At 65.8% G+C, this 17,855-nt stretch carries 19 protein-coding genes; 7 read left to right on the forward strand and 12 right to left on the reverse strand.

Going from position 1 to position 17,855, the window contains the following annotated elements; genetic code table 11:
* Window positions 1–21 precede the first annotated feature (21 nt).
* On the forward strand, window positions 22–1,269 hold the full coding sequence (ilvA, locus tag JI664_RS09295) for a threonine ammonia-lyase IlvA (RefSeq protein ID WP_207013457.1): 1,248 nt from the start codon (window positions 22–24) through the stop codon (window positions 1,267–1,269).
* A gap of 7 nt (window positions 1,270–1,276) precedes the next feature.
* Here ilvA and JI664_RS09300 read toward each other — a convergent pair whose 3' ends face one another.
* Complete coding sequence (locus JI664_RS09300; RefSeq protein WP_286173989.1) at window positions 1,277–1,615, reverse strand: Hpt domain-containing protein; 339 nt, start codon at window positions 1,613–1,615, stop codon at window positions 1,277–1,279.
* A gap of 268 nt (window positions 1,616–1,883) precedes the next feature.
* Between JI664_RS09300 and JI664_RS09305 the strand changes: the two genes are divergently transcribed.
* Window positions 1,884–3,080 carry a PP2C family protein-serine/threonine phosphatase gene (locus JI664_RS09305; protein ID WP_349768704.1) on the forward strand — a complete coding sequence of 399 codons (1,197 nt, stop codon included), beginning with the start codon at window positions 1,884–1,886 and terminating at the stop codon, window positions 3,078–3,080.
* On the opposite strand, the gene JI664_RS09310 is transcribed toward JI664_RS09305, so the two are convergent.
* The 8 genes from JI664_RS09310 to JI664_RS09345 form a co-directional block, all read right to left on the reverse strand.
* On the reverse strand, window positions 3,062–3,859 hold the full coding sequence (locus tag JI664_RS09310) for an ion transporter (protein WP_207013458.1): 798 nt from the start codon (window positions 3,857–3,859) through the stop codon (window positions 3,062–3,064). The genes JI664_RS09305 and JI664_RS09310 overlap by 19 nt on opposite strands.
* Window positions 3,860–3,876: 17 nt before the next feature.
* Window positions 3,877–5,094 carry a class I SAM-dependent RNA methyltransferase gene (locus JI664_RS09315; RefSeq protein WP_207013459.1) on the reverse strand — a complete coding sequence of 406 codons (1,218 nt, stop codon included), beginning with the start codon at window positions 5,092–5,094 and terminating at the stop codon, window positions 3,877–3,879.
* Window positions 5,091–5,513 carry a VOC family protein gene (locus JI664_RS09320; protein WP_207013640.1) on the reverse strand — a complete coding sequence of 141 codons (423 nt, stop codon included), beginning with the start codon at window positions 5,511–5,513 and terminating at the stop codon, window positions 5,091–5,093. Before JI664_RS09320 ends, JI664_RS09315 begins: the two co-directional genes overlap by 4 nt.
* Window positions 5,513–7,360 carry an ABC transporter ATP-binding protein gene (locus JI664_RS09325; RefSeq protein ID WP_286173990.1) on the reverse strand — a complete coding sequence of 616 codons (1,848 nt, stop codon included), beginning with the start codon at window positions 7,358–7,360 and terminating at the stop codon, window positions 5,513–5,515. The genes JI664_RS09320 and JI664_RS09325 overlap by 1 nt, the downstream gene beginning before the upstream one ends.
* A 64-nt stretch (window positions 7,361–7,424) precedes the next feature.
* The gene (locus JI664_RS09330) at window positions 7,425–9,272 is read right to left on the reverse strand and encodes an ABC transporter ATP-binding protein (RefSeq protein WP_207013460.1); all 1,848 of its coding nucleotides are present in this window, start codon (window positions 9,270–9,272) and stop codon (window positions 7,425–7,427) included.
* A gap of 92 nt (window positions 9,273–9,364) precedes the next feature.
* A complete protein-coding gene (locus JI664_RS09335) occupies window positions 9,365–10,516 on the reverse strand; it encodes a CCA tRNA nucleotidyltransferase (protein ID WP_207013461.1) in 1,152 nt (383 codons plus the stop codon).
* A complete protein-coding gene (locus tag JI664_RS09340) occupies window positions 10,513–11,112 on the reverse strand; it encodes a CoA pyrophosphatase (protein WP_207013462.1) in 600 nt (199 codons plus the stop codon). Before JI664_RS09340 ends, JI664_RS09335 begins: the two co-directional genes overlap by 4 nt.
* Window positions 11,096–12,103 carry an Hsp33 family molecular chaperone HslO gene (locus JI664_RS09345; protein WP_207013463.1) on the reverse strand — a complete coding sequence of 336 codons (1,008 nt, stop codon included), beginning with the start codon at window positions 12,101–12,103 and terminating at the stop codon, window positions 11,096–11,098. Before JI664_RS09345 ends, JI664_RS09340 begins: the two co-directional genes overlap by 17 nt.
* A gap of 114 nt (window positions 12,104–12,217) precedes the next feature.
* On the opposite strand from JI664_RS09345, the gene JI664_RS09350 reads away from it, so the two are divergent.
* Window positions 12,218–12,664: an NUDIX hydrolase gene (locus JI664_RS09350; RefSeq protein ID WP_207013465.1), complete on the forward strand. Its 447-nt coding sequence runs from the start codon at window positions 12,218–12,220 to the stop codon at window positions 12,662–12,664.
* Window positions 12,664–13,170: a L,D-transpeptidase family protein gene (locus JI664_RS09355; RefSeq protein WP_207013641.1), complete on the forward strand. Its 507-nt coding sequence runs from the start codon at window positions 12,664–12,666 to the stop codon at window positions 13,168–13,170. The genes JI664_RS09350 and JI664_RS09355 overlap by 1 nt, the downstream gene beginning before the upstream one ends.
* Before the next feature lie 4 nt (window positions 13,171–13,174).
* Here the strand turns inward: JI664_RS09355 and JI664_RS09360 are convergent, their stop codons facing one another.
* Window positions 13,175–13,765 (reverse strand): CAP domain-containing protein, encoded by a 591-nt coding sequence (locus tag JI664_RS09360; RefSeq protein WP_207013467.1) that lies wholly within the window; start codon window positions 13,763–13,765, stop codon window positions 13,175–13,177.
* A gap of 176 nt (window positions 13,766–13,941) precedes the next feature.
* Here JI664_RS09360 and JI664_RS09365 point away from each other — a divergent pair, with 176 nt between their 5' ends.
* On the forward strand, window positions 13,942–14,553 hold the full coding sequence (locus JI664_RS09365) for a L,D-transpeptidase (protein WP_207013468.1): 612 nt from the start codon (window positions 13,942–13,944) through the stop codon (window positions 14,551–14,553).
* A gap of 149 nt (window positions 14,554–14,702) precedes the next feature.
* Window positions 14,703–14,885, forward strand: coding sequence for a hypothetical protein (locus JI664_RS09370; protein ID WP_109531753.1), 183 nt, complete (start codon window positions 14,703–14,705; stop codon window positions 14,883–14,885).
* 162 nt (window positions 14,886–15,047) lie between these two features.
* On the opposite strand, the gene hemH is transcribed toward JI664_RS09370, so the two are convergent.
* Together hemH and JI664_RS09380 are read right to left on the reverse strand one after the other, a co-directional pair.
* The gene (gene hemH, locus JI664_RS09375) at window positions 15,048–16,118 is read right to left on the reverse strand and encodes a ferrochelatase (RefSeq protein ID WP_286173991.1); all 1,071 of its coding nucleotides are present in this window, start codon (window positions 16,116–16,118) and stop codon (window positions 15,048–15,050) included.
* A gap of 60 nt (window positions 16,119–16,178) precedes the next feature.
* On the reverse strand, window positions 16,179–17,039 hold the full coding sequence (locus tag JI664_RS09380; protein WP_207013469.1) for an SAM-dependent methyltransferase: 861 nt from the start codon (window positions 17,037–17,039) through the stop codon (window positions 16,179–16,181).
* Between JI664_RS09380 and JI664_RS09385 the strand changes: the two genes are divergently transcribed.
* Entirely contained in the window at window positions 17,038–17,817 is a 780-nt protein-coding gene (locus tag JI664_RS09385; protein WP_207013470.1) for a ComF family protein, read from the forward strand. The two genes, JI664_RS09380 and JI664_RS09385, sit on opposite strands and share 2 nt — an antisense overlap.
* Window positions 17,818–17,855 lie beyond the last annotated feature (38 nt).

The raw sequence follows: 17,855 nt of genomic DNA on the forward strand, positions 1-17,855 counted from the left end.
CAACCGAAGTATGGACGCGGTATGCGCGATATCCTGACCTCAGCCCGCCAAGCCGCCGACAGCCTCCGGTCCCTGTTCGACCCGACGCCGCTGCAGCGCAACGACCATCTCTCGAAGCGCTTCGGTGCCGATATCTGGCTCAAGCGCGAAGACCTGACGCCGGTGCGCAGCTACAAGATCCGGGGCGCGGTCAATGCGATGCGGCGGGTGCTGGAACAGAACCCCGCGCATGAAACCTTCGTCTGCGCCTCGGCCGGGAACCATGCGCAGGGCGTGGCCTTTGCCTGCCGCCATTTCGGCAAGCGCGGCGTGATCTTCATGCCGGTGACGACACCTAAGCAGAAGATCGACAAGACCCGCACCTTCGGCGGCGATCAGGTCGAAATCCGTCTGACCGGGGACTATTTCGACCAGTCTCTCGCCGCCGCACAGGCCTTCTGCGCCGAGGTGAACGGCCATTTCCTGTCGCCCTTCGACGATGACGACGTGATCGAAGGTCAGGCCAGCGTCGGCGTCGAGATCATGGACCAGATGGGCCATGCGCCCGACATGATCGTCCTGCCGGTGGGCGGAGGCGGCCTGTCCTCGGGCGTGCGGCGCTATTTCAACGCGCTGGGAACAGCGCCCGATTTCCGCTTCATCGAACCGTCGGGCGGGGCCAGCCTTACGGCGGCGCTTCAGGCGGGGGAACCGGTGACGCTGCCGCGCGTCGACAGCTTTGTGGATGGCGCCGCGGTTGCCCGCATCGGTGCGCGCCCCTTTGCCGCGCTGGCCGATATCGACCCCGCGCAGGTGCTTCTGGCGCCCGAAGACCGGATCTGCATCACCATGCTGGAGATGCTCAATGTCGAAGGCATCGTGCTGGAACCGGCGGGCGCGCTGTCGGTCGACTGCCTGCCCGATCTGGCCGATCAGATCGCCGGCAAGACCGTGGTCTGCCTGACATCGGGCGGGAATTTCGACTTCGAGCGCCTGCCCGAGGTCCGCGAACGCGCCATGCGTTTTGCCGGGACGAAGAAGTACTTCATCCTGCGCCTGCCCCAGCGTCCGGGCGCGTTGCGCGACTTTCTCGAGATCCTCGGCCCCGAGGACGACATCGCCCGCTTCGAATACCTGAAGAAATCCGCGCGCAATTTCGGCTCGGTGCTGATCGGCGTGGAAACCGCGCGGGCCGAAAATATCGACGCGCTGTTTCGCCGGATGGACGCCGCCGGGTTCGATTACCGCGATGTCACGGTGGACGAAACGCTGGCGAACTTCCTGCTGTAGCGGGCGGTCAGGCCGCGCGCTTGGCCAGCCCGATGCGGAATTCCTTTTCCGATTCCGCATAGAGCGCGCGGATCGCATCCGGGTCGATCCCGTCGACCTGTCCTGCCGCAGCGTCTTTTTCCGCTGTGGCGCAGGTCGCGGCGAACTGGCTGAAGCCGAGATTCAGCGCGGCCCCTTTGAGAAAATGCAGCGTTTCCTTCAACGTTCCGGCATCGGCTTCGGAAGACAGCGTCGCAAGCGCCTCTTCGACTTCCTGCATGAAGACCTTCACGACATCGCCAAAGGCGTCGCCCATATCAGAGCGCAGTTCGTCAACCTGGGCCCAGTCGATCATGGCAGTGACCATAATGGTCTCTCCTTCCTGCTGATCCGATAATTAACGCACTGTCTGTGCGAAAGCCTAACGCCAGACAGACGATGAAAACAATTCAACCTTTCAACACTTGTTAAGTATTACATCCCACCGTGGCCGCAACCGAAACCTTGGGTGCCAATTGTCCGCATTCGCCACTTCATCGACCCAATCGCGGTCAATCGGCACGTCTGTCGATGCGTCTTCGGATGTATCCGGCGGCCTGTCCACAGCCAGCCGGGCAATACGCAACGTGCTAATCGTGGATGATTCGCGCGCTCAGAGGATGGTGCTCGAAACCGCCCTGCGGGATCAAGACCTGACAATCCTGCATGCCTCGACGGGCGCCGAAGCGCTGGATCTTTGTGCGCGCGTCGATATCGATCTGGTGCTGTCGGACTGGGTGATGCCCGGCATGACGGGTATCGAATTCTGCCGCGCGCTTCGTGCCCTGCCCTCGGATCGGTATGTGTATTTCATCCTGCTGACCTCGAAATCCGACAAGGGCGCGGTGGCCGAAGCGCTTGATGTCGGTGCCGACGATTTCCTTACCAAGCCGCCCGATGCCGATGAGTTGCGCGCGCGGATCAGCGCGGGCGAACGGGTTCTGGCGATGGAGCGGGCGCTCAGGGGCAACAATGCGCTGCTGACCGACACGCTCGACCGGCTGCGCAGCCTCTATGACTCGCTCGACCGCGACCTGCGCGAAGCGCGCAGCCTGCAGCAATCGCTGCTGCGCGAAAGCGAACATGTCTATGACGAAGGCCGCATCAGCCTGCTGTTGCGCTCGTCGGGACATGTCGGCGGCGATATGGTCGGCTTTTTCGAGATTTCGCCGGGCGTCACCGGCTTCTATGCCTTTGATGTATCGGGCCACGGCGTCGCCTCGGCGCTGCTGACCGCCCGGCTTTCGGGCTATCTGTCGAGTAATTCACCCGGCCAGAACATCGCCATCGTCGCCACCCCGTTCGGCCCGGTCGGCCGCCCCCCGGCGCAGGTTGCCGCCGCGCTGAACCGGATGTTGCTGACGCAGATCGACACCGAACGCTACCTGACGCTGATCTATGCCGAAATCGACCGCAATAACGGCCGCGTGCGCTTGGTGCAGGCCGGCCATCCGCATCCGCTGATCTTGCACAATGACGGCAGTTTCACCGCGCTGGGCGACGGCGGCCTGCCCATCGGGCTGCTGGACAGCGCGCATTGGTCGGGGATCGAGACCACGCTCAAACCCGGCGAGCGGCTGCTTCTGGTTTCGGACGGGGTTACCGAATGCCCCAATCGCGACGGGGTTGAGCTGGGTCAGGACGGGCTGGAACGGATGCTGCGCGGCTTGGCAGGCCTTCAGGGGTCCGAGTTGCTGACCGCGCTGATATGGGAGCTGGGCCGCTGGCACGGCGACGACGATTTCCCCGACGATATCAGCCTTGCGCTGTTCGATTACGGCTTCGGGTTCTGATCGTTGTCTTCGCGCGCCTCAAGCCGCGCCTCGATCGCCTTCAGCCGCACCAGAACCTCGTCGCGGTATTCATCCGTGCGCGCGCTGCTTTCCTCGTTATGGGCCTCTTGCATCGAATTCACGATCAGGCCAACCAGCAGGTTCACCACCGCGAAGGTGGTGATCAGGATGAAGGGCACGAAGAACGCCCAGGCGTAGGGATAGACCGCCATCACCGGGCGAACGATGCCCATCGACCAACTTTCCAGCGTCATGATCTGGAACAGCGAATAGGTCGAGGCGCCCAGATCCCCGAACCATTCGGGAAAGCCCGCGCCGAAAAGCTGCGTGGCCAGCACCGCCGAGATGTAAAAGATCATCCCCATCAGCACGATGACCGAGCCCATGCCGGGGATCGCCCGCACGAAGCCCTCGACCACCCGCCTGAGCGCCGGCGCGACCGAGATCACGCGCAGCAGACGCAGCACCCTGAGCGCGCGCAGCACGCTGAGCGAATGCCCGCCCGGCACCAGCGATATGCCGACGATGACGAAATCGAACAGGTTCCAGCCATTGCGGAAAAAACGCAGGCGCTGGACATAGATCTTTGCCAGCAACTCGACCACGAACACCGCCAGACAGGCCGTGTCGATGGCCACGATCAGCGGGCCGAAATTCGCCATCAGCGGGTCGGACGTCTCCATCCCCAGCACAACGGCGTTGATCAGGATGACCACGATAATGGCGTTGCTCACCATCGGGCGGGCAAGGATCGATTGGATACGGTCGCGAAGGGTCATAAAGGGTCCGAGGTGTTTCAGCCCATATGGGGCCGCGAAAACCGCGCCGCAAGCTCGACATGCGCGGACCAGCGGAACTGGTCCACCACCTGCACCCAATCCAGCCGGTAACCCGCCGCCAGCAGCGTCTTGGCGTCGCGCGCGAAAGTCACCGGGTTGCAGGATACATGCGCGATGACCGGCACTGCGGCTTTCGCCAGCTCGGCGATCTGTGCCTCGGCGCCCGCGCGCGGCGGGTCGATCACCACCGCGTCGAAGCGTTTCAGCTCATCGGGCATCAAGGGGCGGCGGAACAGGTCGCGCGCCTCGCTCGTCACACGTTTCAGCCCCTGCGCGTTGCGCCAGCCCCGGTCCATCGCGGCCAGCATCGGCGCATAACCCTCGACCGCGTGGATCTCGGCCCGCTCGGCCAGCGGCAGGGTAAAGGTGCCCGCGCCTGCGAACAGATCGAGCACCTGCTTGGCGTCGCCGACCGCCTCGGTCACGCAATCCAGAAGCGCGGCCTCGCCCTGCGGCGTGGCTTGCAGGAACGCGCCCGGCGGGGGCGAGACGCGCGCGCGGCCCATCCGCAGCACCGGCGGCTCTTCCTGCAACAGCACTTCGCCGTTCCACGCCAGTCGCGCCAAGCCATGCGCGCCGGCGATCTGGGGCAGCGACAGCGAGAGGGCCTTGTCCAGCGGCTTTCCTTCGGTGACCGAGACCTCGATCCCCTGTTCGAACAGCGTCACTGCCAGCCGCATCTCGCCCTTGCGCGAGCCGCCCTCAGTCACCAGCGCTTCCAGTGCCGGGATCACCGCAATCAGCGCGGGGTCCAGCAGCAGGCAATCGGGGATCGCCGTCACGCTGTCAGAAGCGCGCGCATGGAACCCCACCAGCGCGCCGGATTTCAGCCGCCGTCCGCCCAGCACAGCCCGCCTGCGCGAGCGCGGCGGCGAGGTATGGATGCCCCGGATCGGCGCCTCGATACCCTGCGCGGCCAAAGCCTGCCGCACCACATCGGTCTTCCAATTCTCGACAAACGCGTCCGAGGCATGCTGCAACGCACAGCCGCCGCAGGCCTTGTAGTGGCGGCAGGGCGCGGCGACCCGCTCGGGCGTTGGGGTCAGGATTTTCGGCTGCGCGATGCGCCCGCCCTCGGGCGTGCCCTCGACAACCTCGCCGGGCAAGGCGCGCGCGACGCTGACACCGGCGCCCACGCCATCGGCGCGGGTATTCAGACGCTCGATCGTGATCATGCGCTCTCCCTCGCGGGCGAAAAGGCATAGCCCTCGGGCGACAGGATCACCGCCTCGCGCAGGCCATGCGGCTTGTCGCGCGGCTCTTCGATCACCGTGCCGCCGAACGCTTCGGCCCGCGTGCAGCAGGCGTCCGGGTCCAGCCCGAACAAGTACACCTGCACCCCGGCGCCACGCGGCGGGCTTTCGGGCAACAGGCCCAGCAGCGGATGGGCGCCGAAGGTGGCGTCCGAATGGAGCTGCATCAGGACATCGCCATGCCGGATCAGCGCGAAATCATCCGACAGCCGATGCGCGGACAGCCCGAAGACACCCGTCAGGAACCCCGCCAGTGCCCGCACATCGCGGGTCAGCAGGTTCACGCCCAACCCCGTCAGGCTGCGCCCGAAGGTGGCAGGGTCCACCGTTTCCAGATCCATCATGCGTCCTCGTCCATCCCAAGGAATCCACCCGACTGGCGCTGCCAGAAGCGGGCATATTGCCCGTCCCGCGCCAGCAGCGCGTCATGCGTGCCTTCTTCGACGACGCGACCGGCGTCAAGCACGATGATCCGGTCCATCCGCGCGATGGTCGACAGCCGGTGCGCGATGGCCAGCACCGTCTTGCCCGCCATGATCTCGTCCAGCGTTTCCTGAATCGCCGCTTCGACCTCGCTGTCGAGCGCCGATGTCGCCTCGTCCAGCACAAGGATCGGCGCGTCCTTCAGAAAGGCCCGCGCCAGCGCGATCCGCTGCCTTTGCCCGCCCGAAAGCCGCACCCCGCGCTCGCCCAGCTGGGCGTCGTAGCCCTTGCGCCCGGCATTGTCGCGCAGCGTGCCGATGAATTCATGCGCCTCGGCGGCTTCGGCGGCGGCGGCCACCTCGGCCTCGCTGGCATCGGGCCGCCCGTAGCGGATATTGTCGCGCGCCGAGCGGTTGAACATCGCCGTATCCTGCGTGACCATGCCGATCTGGCGGCGCAGGCTTTCCTGCGTGACATCGCGCACGTCGATCCCGTCGATCCGCACCGCACCACGCTCGGTGTCGTAGAGCCGCAGCAACAGCGACACCAGCGTCGATTTCCCCGCGCCCGAGGCGCCGACAATGCCGATCCGCTCACCCGGGCGGATCGTCAGGTCCAGCTTTTCCACGCCGCCGGTGCGCCGCCCATAAGCAAAGCTCACATCGTCGAACACGATCTCGCCCAGCACCGGCGGCATCTCGGTCGCGTCCTCGGCATCGGTCAACGCGTGTTCAACGGCCAGCGTGCGCATCCCGTCTTCAACTTCGCCGATATTGGCGTAGATCCCCATCAGCGTGAAACTGACCCAGCCGGTCATCTGAGCCAGACGGATCGCCACCGACCCCGCCGCGACGATATCCCCGGTCGAGGCAATGCCCCCCGACCACAGCCACAGCGTGCCGCCCACCAGACCCACGGGCAACAGCCCCGCGAACAGCATCAGCGACACGCGGAACATCGCCGACAGCTTGCCGAAAGCCAGCACCTTCTCGCGGTAATGACCCATCGCATCCAGCGCGTTGCTGTCTTCGAACCTTGCATGGGCGAACAGCTTCACGGTGCGGATATTGGTGATCGTATCGACCACCTGCCCCGTCACCTGCGCCCGCGCCCCGGCGCGCGCAGCGGCGCGCTTGCGGATATGCGGAATAAAGCCGCGGATCAGCGCCAGATAGCCGATCGCCCAGACCGCCAGACCCAGCCCCAGCCGCCAGTCGATCGCCGCCATCAGCGCCACCGACCCCGCGACCGAGGACAGGGCAAAAGCCACGGTGTTGATCGATTCGCTCACCACCTCGGTCAGCGCGCGGGCGGTCTGCACCTGTTTCTGCGCGATACGCCCGGCGAAATCGTTGTCGAAGAAGTTGATGTCCTGCCCCATCGACCAGCGATTGAGCCGCGACAGGATCAGCGGGTCGATATTGGGCGCGATGATCATGAAATTCGCGGCGCTGTTCAGACCGAAGGCCAGCGGCCGGATCGCCAGAAAGAACACCACGAAGATCGTCAGCAAGGCCCAGTTATCGGCGAAGAAGCCCAGCGCATCGCCCGATGTCGCAGCATCGACCACCGCGCCCAGCACCCAGGCGGTCATAACCTCGGTCGCGCCGCCCAGCGCCGAAATCACCGTGGCAAGGCTGATCCCCGGCCACGCCCCCATCAGCGCCCAGCGAATGAAAGCCCACAGCGTGCGCGGCGGGGCGCCCTCGGCGGGGCGGAAAGGCTTGATCAGTGTCGAAATCGCCATGCCTGTCGCGCGGCCCATCCCGCGCCCTTTCATTCTGCCTCAAATACTCCGGGGGTCCGGGGGCAGCGCCCCCGGTCTTCCCTCATTCCGCCGCGTCGTCCTCGGTGCCGATGAACCCACCCGATTGGCGGGCCCAGAATCCGGCATAAAGCCCGCCCTGCGCCAGAAGCGCGGCATGCGTGCCCTCTTCGACGATCTTGCCGTCATCCATCACCACGATCCGGTCCATCTGCGCGATGGTCGACAGCCGGTGCGCGATGGCGATCACCGTCTTGCCGGTCATCATCCCGTAAAGCGTTTCCTGAATCGAGGCTTCAACCTCGCTGTCGAGCGCCGAGGTCGCCTCGTCCAGCACGAGGATCGGCGCGTCCTTCAGGATCACCCGCGCGATGGCGATCCGCTGCCGCTGACCGCCCGACAGCTTCACCCCGCGCTCGCCGACGCGGGCGTCGAACCCCTGCCGCCCCTCGGCATCGGCAAGGCTGGCGATGAAGTCGGACGCCTCGGCGCGGTCGCAGGCGGCGATCATCTCGGCCTCGGTCGCCTCGGCGCGGCCATAGAGGATATTCTCGCGCACCGAACGGTGCAAAAGCGCCGTGTCCTGCTGCACCATGCCGATCCGCGCGCGCAGACTGTCCTGCGTCACCTGCGTGATGTCCTGCCCGTCGATGCGGATCGTGCCGCCCTCGGGGTCGTAGAACCGCAACAGCAACTTCACCAGCGTCGATTTCCCCGAACCCGAGCGCCCGACCAGCCCGATCTTTTCGCCCGGCGCGACGGTCAGGCTGAGATGATCCAGCCCGCCCTGCCCGCGCCCGTAATGGTGGCTGACGCCCGTCATCTCGATCCGGCCCTCGCGGAAATCCAACGGTTTGGCATCCGGGGCGTCGGTCAGGGTGATCGGCTGGGCGATGGTCTCCATCCCCTCGGCCACGACGCCGAGATTGCGGAAGAAGGACGACACCGCCCACATGATCCAGCCGGTCATCGCGTTGAGCCGCAGCACCAGCGCCGAGGCGGCGGCGACGATGCCCACGCTGGCCGATCCCACCGACCACAGCCAGATCGACCAGCCGACCACGGCGACGATCAGGAAGCCGTTCAGCGCCACAAGGCACAGGTCCATGACCGTGAAGATGCGCATTTCCTTCTGGAACGTGTCGCGCGCATGTTCGATGGCCTCGCGGGCATAATCGGTTTCCAGATCGTGCTGGGCGAACAGTTTGACCGAATGGATATTGGTATAGGCATCGACCACCCGGCCGGTGACCGCGCTGCGCGCATCCGACGCCGCTTTCGACGCGGGCCCCACCCGCGTGATGGTCCAGCGCAACAGCACCACATAAAGCGCCAGCCATATCAGCATCGGCAGCACCAGCCGCAGATCGGCCCCCATCAGCAGCACGGCGGCGCCGACGATATAGGCAATCGAGAAGGTCAGCGCGTCGAAGATCTGGAACACCGCTTCGCCCGCGGCGGGCGGCGTCTGCATGATTCGGTTGGCGATCCGCCCGGCAAAGTCGTTCTCGTACCAGCCCACGGATTGCCGCAGGACATGACGATGCGCGCGCCAGCGGATCAGCGTGCCGAAATTGGGCATAATCGCGTTGTTGATCAGCCCGACATCGAGAAACTGCAGCACCGGCCGCAGGACCAGCAGGAACAGGGCCGCCGCCGCCATCTCGTGCCAGTGCTCGGCCCAGAAGCTCTGCATGCCGGTCTCGTCCAGCAGATCGACCAGCCGGCCCAGATACCACAACAGCCCGATCTCGATGGAGGCGATGGTGACCGAGAAGATCGTGGTGACGGCAAAGACCTTGCGGAACGGACGCGCGTAACCCGCCATGAAGGGCCAAAGCCGCCGCGGCGGGGTGTCGGTTTCGGTATAGGCGACATAGGGGTCGACCAGGTTTTCAAAGAATCTGAACACGGTGCGCGTCCCCGGTCGTCTTGGGTTCTGTCGGAATGAAAAGAGCGCGCGGTGCTTCACACGCGAAGGGCAATCTAGGCCGACGAGGCGGGTCAGGCCAGCCCCAGAAGCGCCAGCAGGTCGTCACGCGTCGGTTGAAGATCGCGTTCGAGCCAATGCGTCTGCGCCCGCGTCAGCGCAAGGCCCAGCGCGGGCCCCATCAGCATGGGCATCAGGTCTTTGGGCTTCAACGGAAAATCCGCCTGCGCCCCGCGCATCACCTCGGCGCGCCAATCGGGCGCGGGTGGCATTTCCAGCAACGCGGCGCGCCCCAGAAGCGCATCTGTTCCCAGCCGCAGACCCAGCGTCCAGCCCAGCGCGGCGGGGCTATCCATGCCGGAAAACGCCGCGCGGAGCTTGTCGAAATCGCGCGCCTCGGCTTTCGACAGGCGCAGCGTATCGACCCGATCGGTCACAACCGACAGCCGCCGCAGGAACCCGCCGGGCTTCCCGTCTTCCAGATGTACGAGCACCGGCAGCGCCTGCGCCTGTGCGCCGGGCAGAACCTGCCTGAGAACCCCGGCCTGCGCCATCGCCGCGACCGAGGGCGCCGGATCCGGCGCGGCCAGCAGCTTTTTCAGCTCGGCGGTGATCCGCTCGGCCGACAGCGTGCCCAGCTGGTCGGCATGGTCGGCGCAGGCGGCCAGCGCGTCAGGATCAAGGCCCTGTTCCGGGTCGCCGTATTGCGCGTGAAAGCGGAAGAATCTCAGGATCCGCAGGTAATCCTCGCGGATGCGGGCATCGGCGTCGCGGATGAAGCGAAGGCGGCGCGCCTGCAGGTCGGGCAATCCGCCCAGAGGATCGACCACCGCGCCTGTCGCATCGGCATAAAGCGCGTTCATGGTGAAGTCGCGCCGTGCCGCGTCCTGTTCCAGCGTCGCGCCGAAACTCACGCGGGCATGGCGGCCAAAAGTTTCCTCGTCATGGCGGAAGGTCGTGACCTCGTATCCCTCGCCGTCCGAAACCACTGTCACCGTGCCATGCGCGATGCCGGTCGGGACGGGTTTCAGACCGGCATCGCGCGCCAGTTCCATCACCCGTTCAGGCAGGGCATCGGTAGCGATATCCACATCCGTCACCGGCACGCGCAACAGAGCGTTGCGCACGCAGCCACCGACCGCCAGCGCATGATGTCCGGCGTCCGTCAGCATCGCCATCACCGCCTGCGTGCCGGGCTTTTCCAGCCATTCGCCCGAAATCTTCATGCCACCCGCGCCGCCAGCGCGCGCAGCATCCGGGCGGTCGCGCCCCAGATGTAATAAGGACCCCACGGCACGGTAAAATAGCTGCGCCACTGGCCCAGCCATTGGCGGCGCTGGACGGAATAAGCGCCTTCGTCCAGCAGATGCGTCAGCGGCACGAAGAACGTCTCGGCGACCTCGCCCTCTTCGCAAACGGGGCTGAATTCGCCGTCGACCACGGCAACGAAGGGGATGACGGTAAAGCCGGTGACGGTCTCGTGCGGCGGCATCGCGCCCAGAACGGTCACCTGCGCCGGGTCCAGCCCGACCTCTTCGCGCGCCTCGCGCAGGGCGGCAGCTTGGGGACCGGCATCGCCGGGATCGACCTTGCCACCGGGAAAAGCGATCTGACCGGGATGATGCTTCAGCGTCGAGGCGCGCATCGTCAGGATCACGCACCAGCCTTCAGGCCGCTCGACCAGCGCGATCAGCACCGCAGCGGGGCGCAGTTTCACACCCTTGGGGCGAAACTGCGGATTCAGGTCGAAATCGCTCGATTGCGGGCCGTCGCCATTCAGCGCGGCCCGCAACCTGCGGATCAGCTCATTGCGCGTCACCATCATCGGTCCCGGACTTTTCCGCCTCGAAACCCACGGTCTTCGGGTCCAGAACGTAATGCGCGCCGCAGAACTGGCAATCGGCAGTGACCTCGCCATCATCCGTGGTCATCGTGGCAATGTCGCGGGCCGAGTAGATCGACAGCGACTGGCGCACCTTGTCCTCGGAACACGAGCATCCGAACTCGATCCGCTGCGGATCGTAGACGCGCGGGTCTTCCTCGTTGAAGAGACGCAGCAGCAGGTCGGTCGGATGCACCGAGGGGCCGATCAGTTCAAGCTCTTCCACCGTGTCCAACAGCACATTGGCGCGGTTCCAGTTTTCGGCGTCGTCGCCTTCGACCAGATCGCGGGCATGCAGCAGACCGTCATCGCCGGTGGCGCCGCCCTGCGCATGCGGGCTTGCCTTGGGCATGTGCTGCAGCATCACGCCCCCCGCGCGCCAGCGCTCTTCCTGCCCGGCCAGAATCGACCGCCCGAACGCGGTCGAGAACCGCGTCGGCAGCTGCTCGGACTGGGCGAAATAGGCTTCGGCGCAATCCGACAGCGACTTGCCGGCGATGGGGGTGATGCCCTGATAGGGCTGCATCCCTTCACCCTGGTCGATGATGATCGCCAGATAGCCTTCGCCGATCTGACCGAACCCTTCCTGATCCAGCTCGAGCCGCTCGGCATCATAGCTGGCCCAGGCACGGATCCGCGCGGGCGCGCCCTCTTCGGCGGGGGCATAATAATCGGTCGCGACCAGCCGCGCGGCACCCTTGCCACGGACCTGCAGCGACAGCCGCCAGCGCAGTTTCAGCGTCTGGCCGATCATCGCGGTCAGCAGCGCGGCTTCGGCCACCAGATCTTCGATCGGGGCCGGGTAATTGTGCTGCGACAGCACCGTATCGAGAACGCCATCGACGCGCGCGACCCGCCCGCGAACATCGGCCTTGTCCAGCTGAAAGGGCAGGATCGTATCGTCCCAGGCGATTTGCGCACCGAGGGTCATGTTGAAACCTTCACGTAAGGGGCTTGGTTTTGAGGCCGTCATATAGGAATCCTTGGCGCAGGGCCAAGGGGCAATGCTGATTCGCCTCTTGCGAGCAACGAACAGGAGACGGGTATGAACCCGCGATTTGGACCGGGGCCCGAAGCCGGGCGCCGCTATACCCGCCGTGCGGGCGCCTATGGCGTGCTGTGGCGCGGCGGGCAGGTACTTCTGACGCATCAGCTTGAACCATGGCCGGAATTCCAGCTTCCGGGCGGCGGGATCGATCCCGGCGAAAGCCCGGTTCAGGCCCTGCACCGCGAGGTGTACGAGGAAACCGGCTGGCGCATCGCCGCGCCGCGTCGCATGGGCACCTTTCGCCGCTTCACCTACATGCCCGAATACGATCTGTGGGCCGAAAAGGTCTGCATGATCTATCTGGCCTTTCCGGTGCGACCGCTGGGCCCGCCGACGGAACCGGGTCATTCCGCGCATTGGGCCGATCCCTACGAGGCCGCCGAGATCGTCGGCAATGACGGCGATGCCGAGTTCGTGGCCCGTGCGATCCGGTGGCTGGCGTGATCGCCCGCCGCAACCTGCTGCTGAGCGCCGCCGCCCTGCCGCTCGCCGCCTGCGCGGGCGGATCGCGTTTTCGCAGCTATGACGGCCCGCCGGTGACCGAGATCCGGGTGCACAAATCCGACCGCCGGATGGAGCTGTGGTCCGCCGCCACAAGGCTCGAAAGCTACGATATCGCGCTGGGTGCTAACCCATTGGGCCACAAGCAGCACGAAGGTGACATGCGCACGCCCGAAGGCGTCTACACCATCGACCGCCGCAACCCCGAAAGCGCGTTTCACCTGTCGCTCGGTCTCGATTATCCCAATGCCGAGGACCGCGCGCGGGCCGAGGCCGCCGGTCAGGACCCGGGCGGCGACATCTTCATCCATGGCACCGGCACGCGATCGCGCTTCAGTCGCCATCGGCGCGGGGACTGGACGAATGGCTGCATCGCCGTCACCAACCGCGAGATCGAAGAGATCTACGCCATGGTCGAGAACGGCACGCGCATTATCCTGACGGCATAGAGGCTTAGCGGTTGGGCCGGGTATCGGCGATCGGCGCCTGCTGTTCGATCGTTTGCGCCGCGCCCGCCGGAACGGTGCGCGCGCCCAGCCCGATCACCCACCACAGCTTGCCGTTCGGGTCCTGATGCCACGCGAAACCCAGATCGGTTGCGCGCGGGTCCAGCAGGATCTCGCGCGTGTCTTCCTGCGACAGCCAGGCGGTCAGCGTCTCGATCTCGGTCTCATAGGTTTCCGACACGGCCTCGCCGATGAAATAGCCGCCATAGCCCAGCCTGCGCACCCGGTCGATCGGCGACGAACCGTCCGAGCCGAAATGCCATGCCCGCGCCTGAACCGACATGTCGCGTGCATGGGTCGCCGCAGCCGAGGTCAGGTTGACGTCGAACTCGACCGGCATCCGGCCCTGCTGCTGGCGGACGGTGTTCAGCGCGTCGCGCAGGCGCGCCTGAATCTCGGGGATATCGGCAGAGCCGATGGCGTAGATCGTCTGCACCGGGCGCCCGTCCGGGCCAAGCGTGGCGGCGGGGGGCGGCGGCGCGCCACAGGCGGCGAGCGCCAGAAGGGCGACAACAGCGAGAAGGGCGCGTCCGGTCATCGGGGTCCTGCCATAATGCGAGCCGGTCTTGGCATAGCCAATTCCCCCTGCGAACTCAAACCCCAAGGCGATCAACACCCCGCGCGTTTACGGTCAGAGCCCTGCCGAGAACGTTGCGATCAAGGCCGATTCGCTGTATATATTCAAAAAAATATAAGAGCAGTCGAGGCCTTCCCATGTCAGAAAATCCCCTCGCGCGGGTTTCCCGTCGCGGTCTTCTTCTGGGTTCCGCCATGCTGGGGGCCGGTTTCGGCGCATCCCGTGCCGATGCCCAGAGCGCGCTGGACAATTCCACCGAGATGGAATCGGACATCCGGCAGGAAACCCCGCGCAACATCTCCAGCTTCCGCACGCTTGAATGGCGCGACCATTTCTCGTCGCTGCGAGGGGGCGCGATCCTGGCCGATACGATCAGCCGCTGCGTGCATTTCTGGTCCGAGGATGGCGGCACCTACCGTATTTATCCGTCCTCCGTGCCAATGACCGACGAACTGACGCGCCGGGGCCGGACCGAGGTCGTGCGCAAGGTTCTGGGCCCCGACTGGCGACCCACGCCGTCGATGCTGGAACGCTATCCCGAATGGCCGCCCTATGTGCCGCCCGGGCCGGATAACCCGCTGGGCACGCATGCGCTCTATCTTGGCTGGCAGTTCTATCGCATCCATGGCACTCACGACACGCGCAAGATCGGTCGCCGCTCGTCAAGCGGCTGTATCGGCCTTTACAACGAGCATATTGCAGAGCTTTATTCTTTCGCACGGGTCGGAACACAGGTGTTGCTAATTTGACGACATCGCCGCGAACCACGCGAAAAGCCTCACGTCCCCCGTTGCAATTGAGCGCGCAAACTGCTTTCAGATCGGGTACGAGGTATCGTCTTGGGTGCATGTTCCTGTCCTCAAACAAAAACAGGGGCATGCGAATACTGGAGGTTAACATGAAGAAACTCGCTCTCGCTGGCCTGATGGCCGTCGCCGGCACCGCTGCTATGGCCACCGGCTACGTTGAGCCGGCGCCCTACGTCGAGCCGGAAGTTGTTGTGGCCCACTCGTCGTCGTCGGTTGGCGGCATCGTGGTCCCGCTGCTGCTGCTGATCGTCGTCGCCGCTCTGGCGAGCTGATCCGCTCACGCGATCCAAACCAAAGGGGTCGGGCTTGCCTGACCCCTTTCGGTTTTCCGGGGCGCCGCAATGGTGGTTCCGGACACAGAACTTGCGTCAGGCCCGGCGGGTAATCCCCAGCCGGGCCTCGCTTTTTTCTGCACTGCAGAATAATTCTGCGCCTCAGCCAGTCCAGCCCGACAGGTTCTCGGCCGCCAGATGCGCCAGCACATCCATGTGCAGCGGATCGTCGTTCAGGCAGGGAATATAGGTGAAGCTTTCACCGCCCGCATGTTCGAACGCCTCGCGGATTTCGCCCTCGACCTCTTCCAGCGTCTCGATGCAATCGGCGCTGAAAGCGGGCGCCACCACGGCGATGCGCTTCACGCCGGACTTCGCCAGTTCGGCCACATGCTCGACCGTGTAGGGCTTGAGCCATTCCTCGCGCCCGAACACCGACTGGAACGTCGTGTGGATCGAATCAGCGTCCCAGCCCAGCCGTTCGCGCAAAAGGCGAGTCGTTTTCTGGCACTGGCAGTGATAGGGGTCGCCTTCCATCAGGTAGCGCTTGGGCATCCCGTGATAGCTGGCGAGCAGCAATTCGGGGCGCTCTTCGGCGGCCTCATAGGCGCGCTCGATGGATTGCGCCAGCGCCTCGATATAGTGCGGGCTGTCGAAATAGGCGGGCACCGTGCGCGCGGCGGGCTGGCGCTTCTGCCCCATCAGCGCGCGGAAGAACTCATCATTCGCGGTGGCGGTCGTCGCGCCCGCATATTGCGGGTAAAGCGGGAAGAACAGGATCTTCTCGCAGCCAGCCTTCACCATCCGGTCGACCACGCTCTCGGTCGACGGATTGCCGTAGCGCATGCAGAAATCGACCATCACCTGATCGCCAAACATCCCCTCCATCCGCTGCGCCAGCGCCTCGGTCTGGGCTTTGGTGATCGTCATCAGCGGGCTTTCGCCCTTGTCGTGATTCCAGATCGACTTGTAATTCTTGCCCGAGGTGAAGGGCCGCTTGGTCAGAATGATCAGCTGCAACAGCGGCTGCCATTTCCAGTTGGGGATATCGATCACCCGCTTGTCGGACAGGAATTCCCCCAGATAGCGCCGCATCGACCAGTAATCATAATTGTCGGGGGTCCCCAGATTGGCGATCAGCACACCGATTTTCGGCGCCGGTACGGGCGGATGATCGGCGGGCGCATGCGCAGGGCGGATGCCCATCGGGGTGGAGCCTTGGCTATCGGTCATGCGGAATCCTCTGGCGGTGCGCCCCTGACCTAGCGGGAACGAGACGCGGGTCAATGGCGGTTAGTCGTCTGAAGGCCGGGGTGCGGCAATGGGCGCAGGCTCCAGCCCTGTCTCTTGCGTGCCCAACGCCTCGGCCAACCTCTGCGCGGCCGAGCCGGGGCGCAAGGGCTGCTGCTGGCCCTCGGCGGGTTTCCACCCCGTCAGCACCAGCGTCTCGACCGTCGCGGGCAGCCGCCCGTCGGCATCGGCGAAACCCTCGTGATAAAGCTGCGCCGCACGCGCGAGCATGGCGCGCGGCATCGTGCGCCGGTGACGGCCCGCCATTGCGTTGACCTCGCCCATCGCGCGCAAATCGCACACCAGATGCAGAAGGTCGCGATACAGCACCTGCCGGGTGAAGCTGTCGGCCACCGGCAGCGCCAGCCCCGCGCGCTGCAGCAGCGCACCCAGATCGCGGATCTCGCCCATCGGCAGCACGCGTGGTGACAGCCCGCCGGTGACCTCGCTTTCGGCCTGCGCCATCACCGCGCGCAATTCGTGCAGCGACTGGCCACCGAACAGCGCGCCGATGAACAGCCCGTCGGGCTTCAGCGCATGGGCGCTCTGGATGATCTGGCCCAGCGGGTCGTCGGCCCAGTGCAGCGCCAGCGCGTGGATCACCACGTCATGCGCGCCGGGTTCCAGCGCCAGGACAGCTGCGTCGGGCACGATCACCGCGCCGGGCAGACGGTCCTGCCAGAGCGCGGGAAAGGGCGTCACCACGGCGGGCGCTGTAAACGTCCTGTTAACCTCGGCGAGTCTTTCCTGAATTTCGTCCGCGATATCCTCGTGCAGGAACAGCGCGGGGTCGCGGCGGGCCCGGGCGCGAAAACGCTCGAGCGCCGGGCGGTCGGTCAAGGCAGGGGGGGCGGTGGTCGTCATGTCGGATGTGTTTGGCGCCCGGGGCGGCGAAGTCAAGCGTGCCGTGCGGGCGCTTCTCGACGTGCTCTACCCGCCACGCTGCCTCACCTGTGACGCGGCGGTGACCGAACCCGGTACGCTTTGCCCCGCCTGCTGGGCCGGGACGCCCTTCATCACCGGGCTGGCCTGCGACCGCTGCGCCGTGCCGCTGCCGGGCTCGGTCGCCGATGCGCCGGTCCTGTGCGACGATTGCGGACATATCGCCCGACCGTGGAGTCACGCGCGCGCGCCGCTGGTCTACGGCGCGGTGGCGCGCAAGCTGGTGCTGGCGCTGAAATACGGCGACCGGCACGATATCGCCCGCCCCGCCGGGCACTGGATGGCCCGTGCCGCCGCGCCGCTGATCCGGCCCGATACGCTGGTCGCCCCGGTGCCGCTGCATTACCGCCGCCTGTTCCACCGCCGCTACAACCAGTCCGCGCTGCTGGCCGCGCGGCTTGCCCGCGTGCTGGACCGACCGCATTGCCCCGATCTGCTGATCCGCACGCGTGCCACCGCGATTCAGGACGGACGCACCCGTGCCGCCCGGTTCGACAATCTGCGCCAAGCCATCGCCGCCCGCCCGGCGCGCGCCACACGTATCACCGGCCGCCATATTCTGCTGGTCGATGACGTGATGACCTCGGGCGCGACACTCGCCGCAGCCGCCGAGGCCTGTTTCGCGGCGGGCGCGGACGATGTCGATGTGGTCGTTCTGGCCCGCGTTCTGCGCGAGGATGGCCTCAATACGGCGACCTGAGCGCCTTCGCGGTTCACAACACCCCCCCGGCGCATTAC

Source organism: Rhodobacter sp. NTK016B (assembly GCF_017303295.1).
Classification (GTDB): domain Bacteria; phylum Pseudomonadota; class Alphaproteobacteria; order Rhodobacterales; family Rhodobacteraceae; genus Pararhodobacter.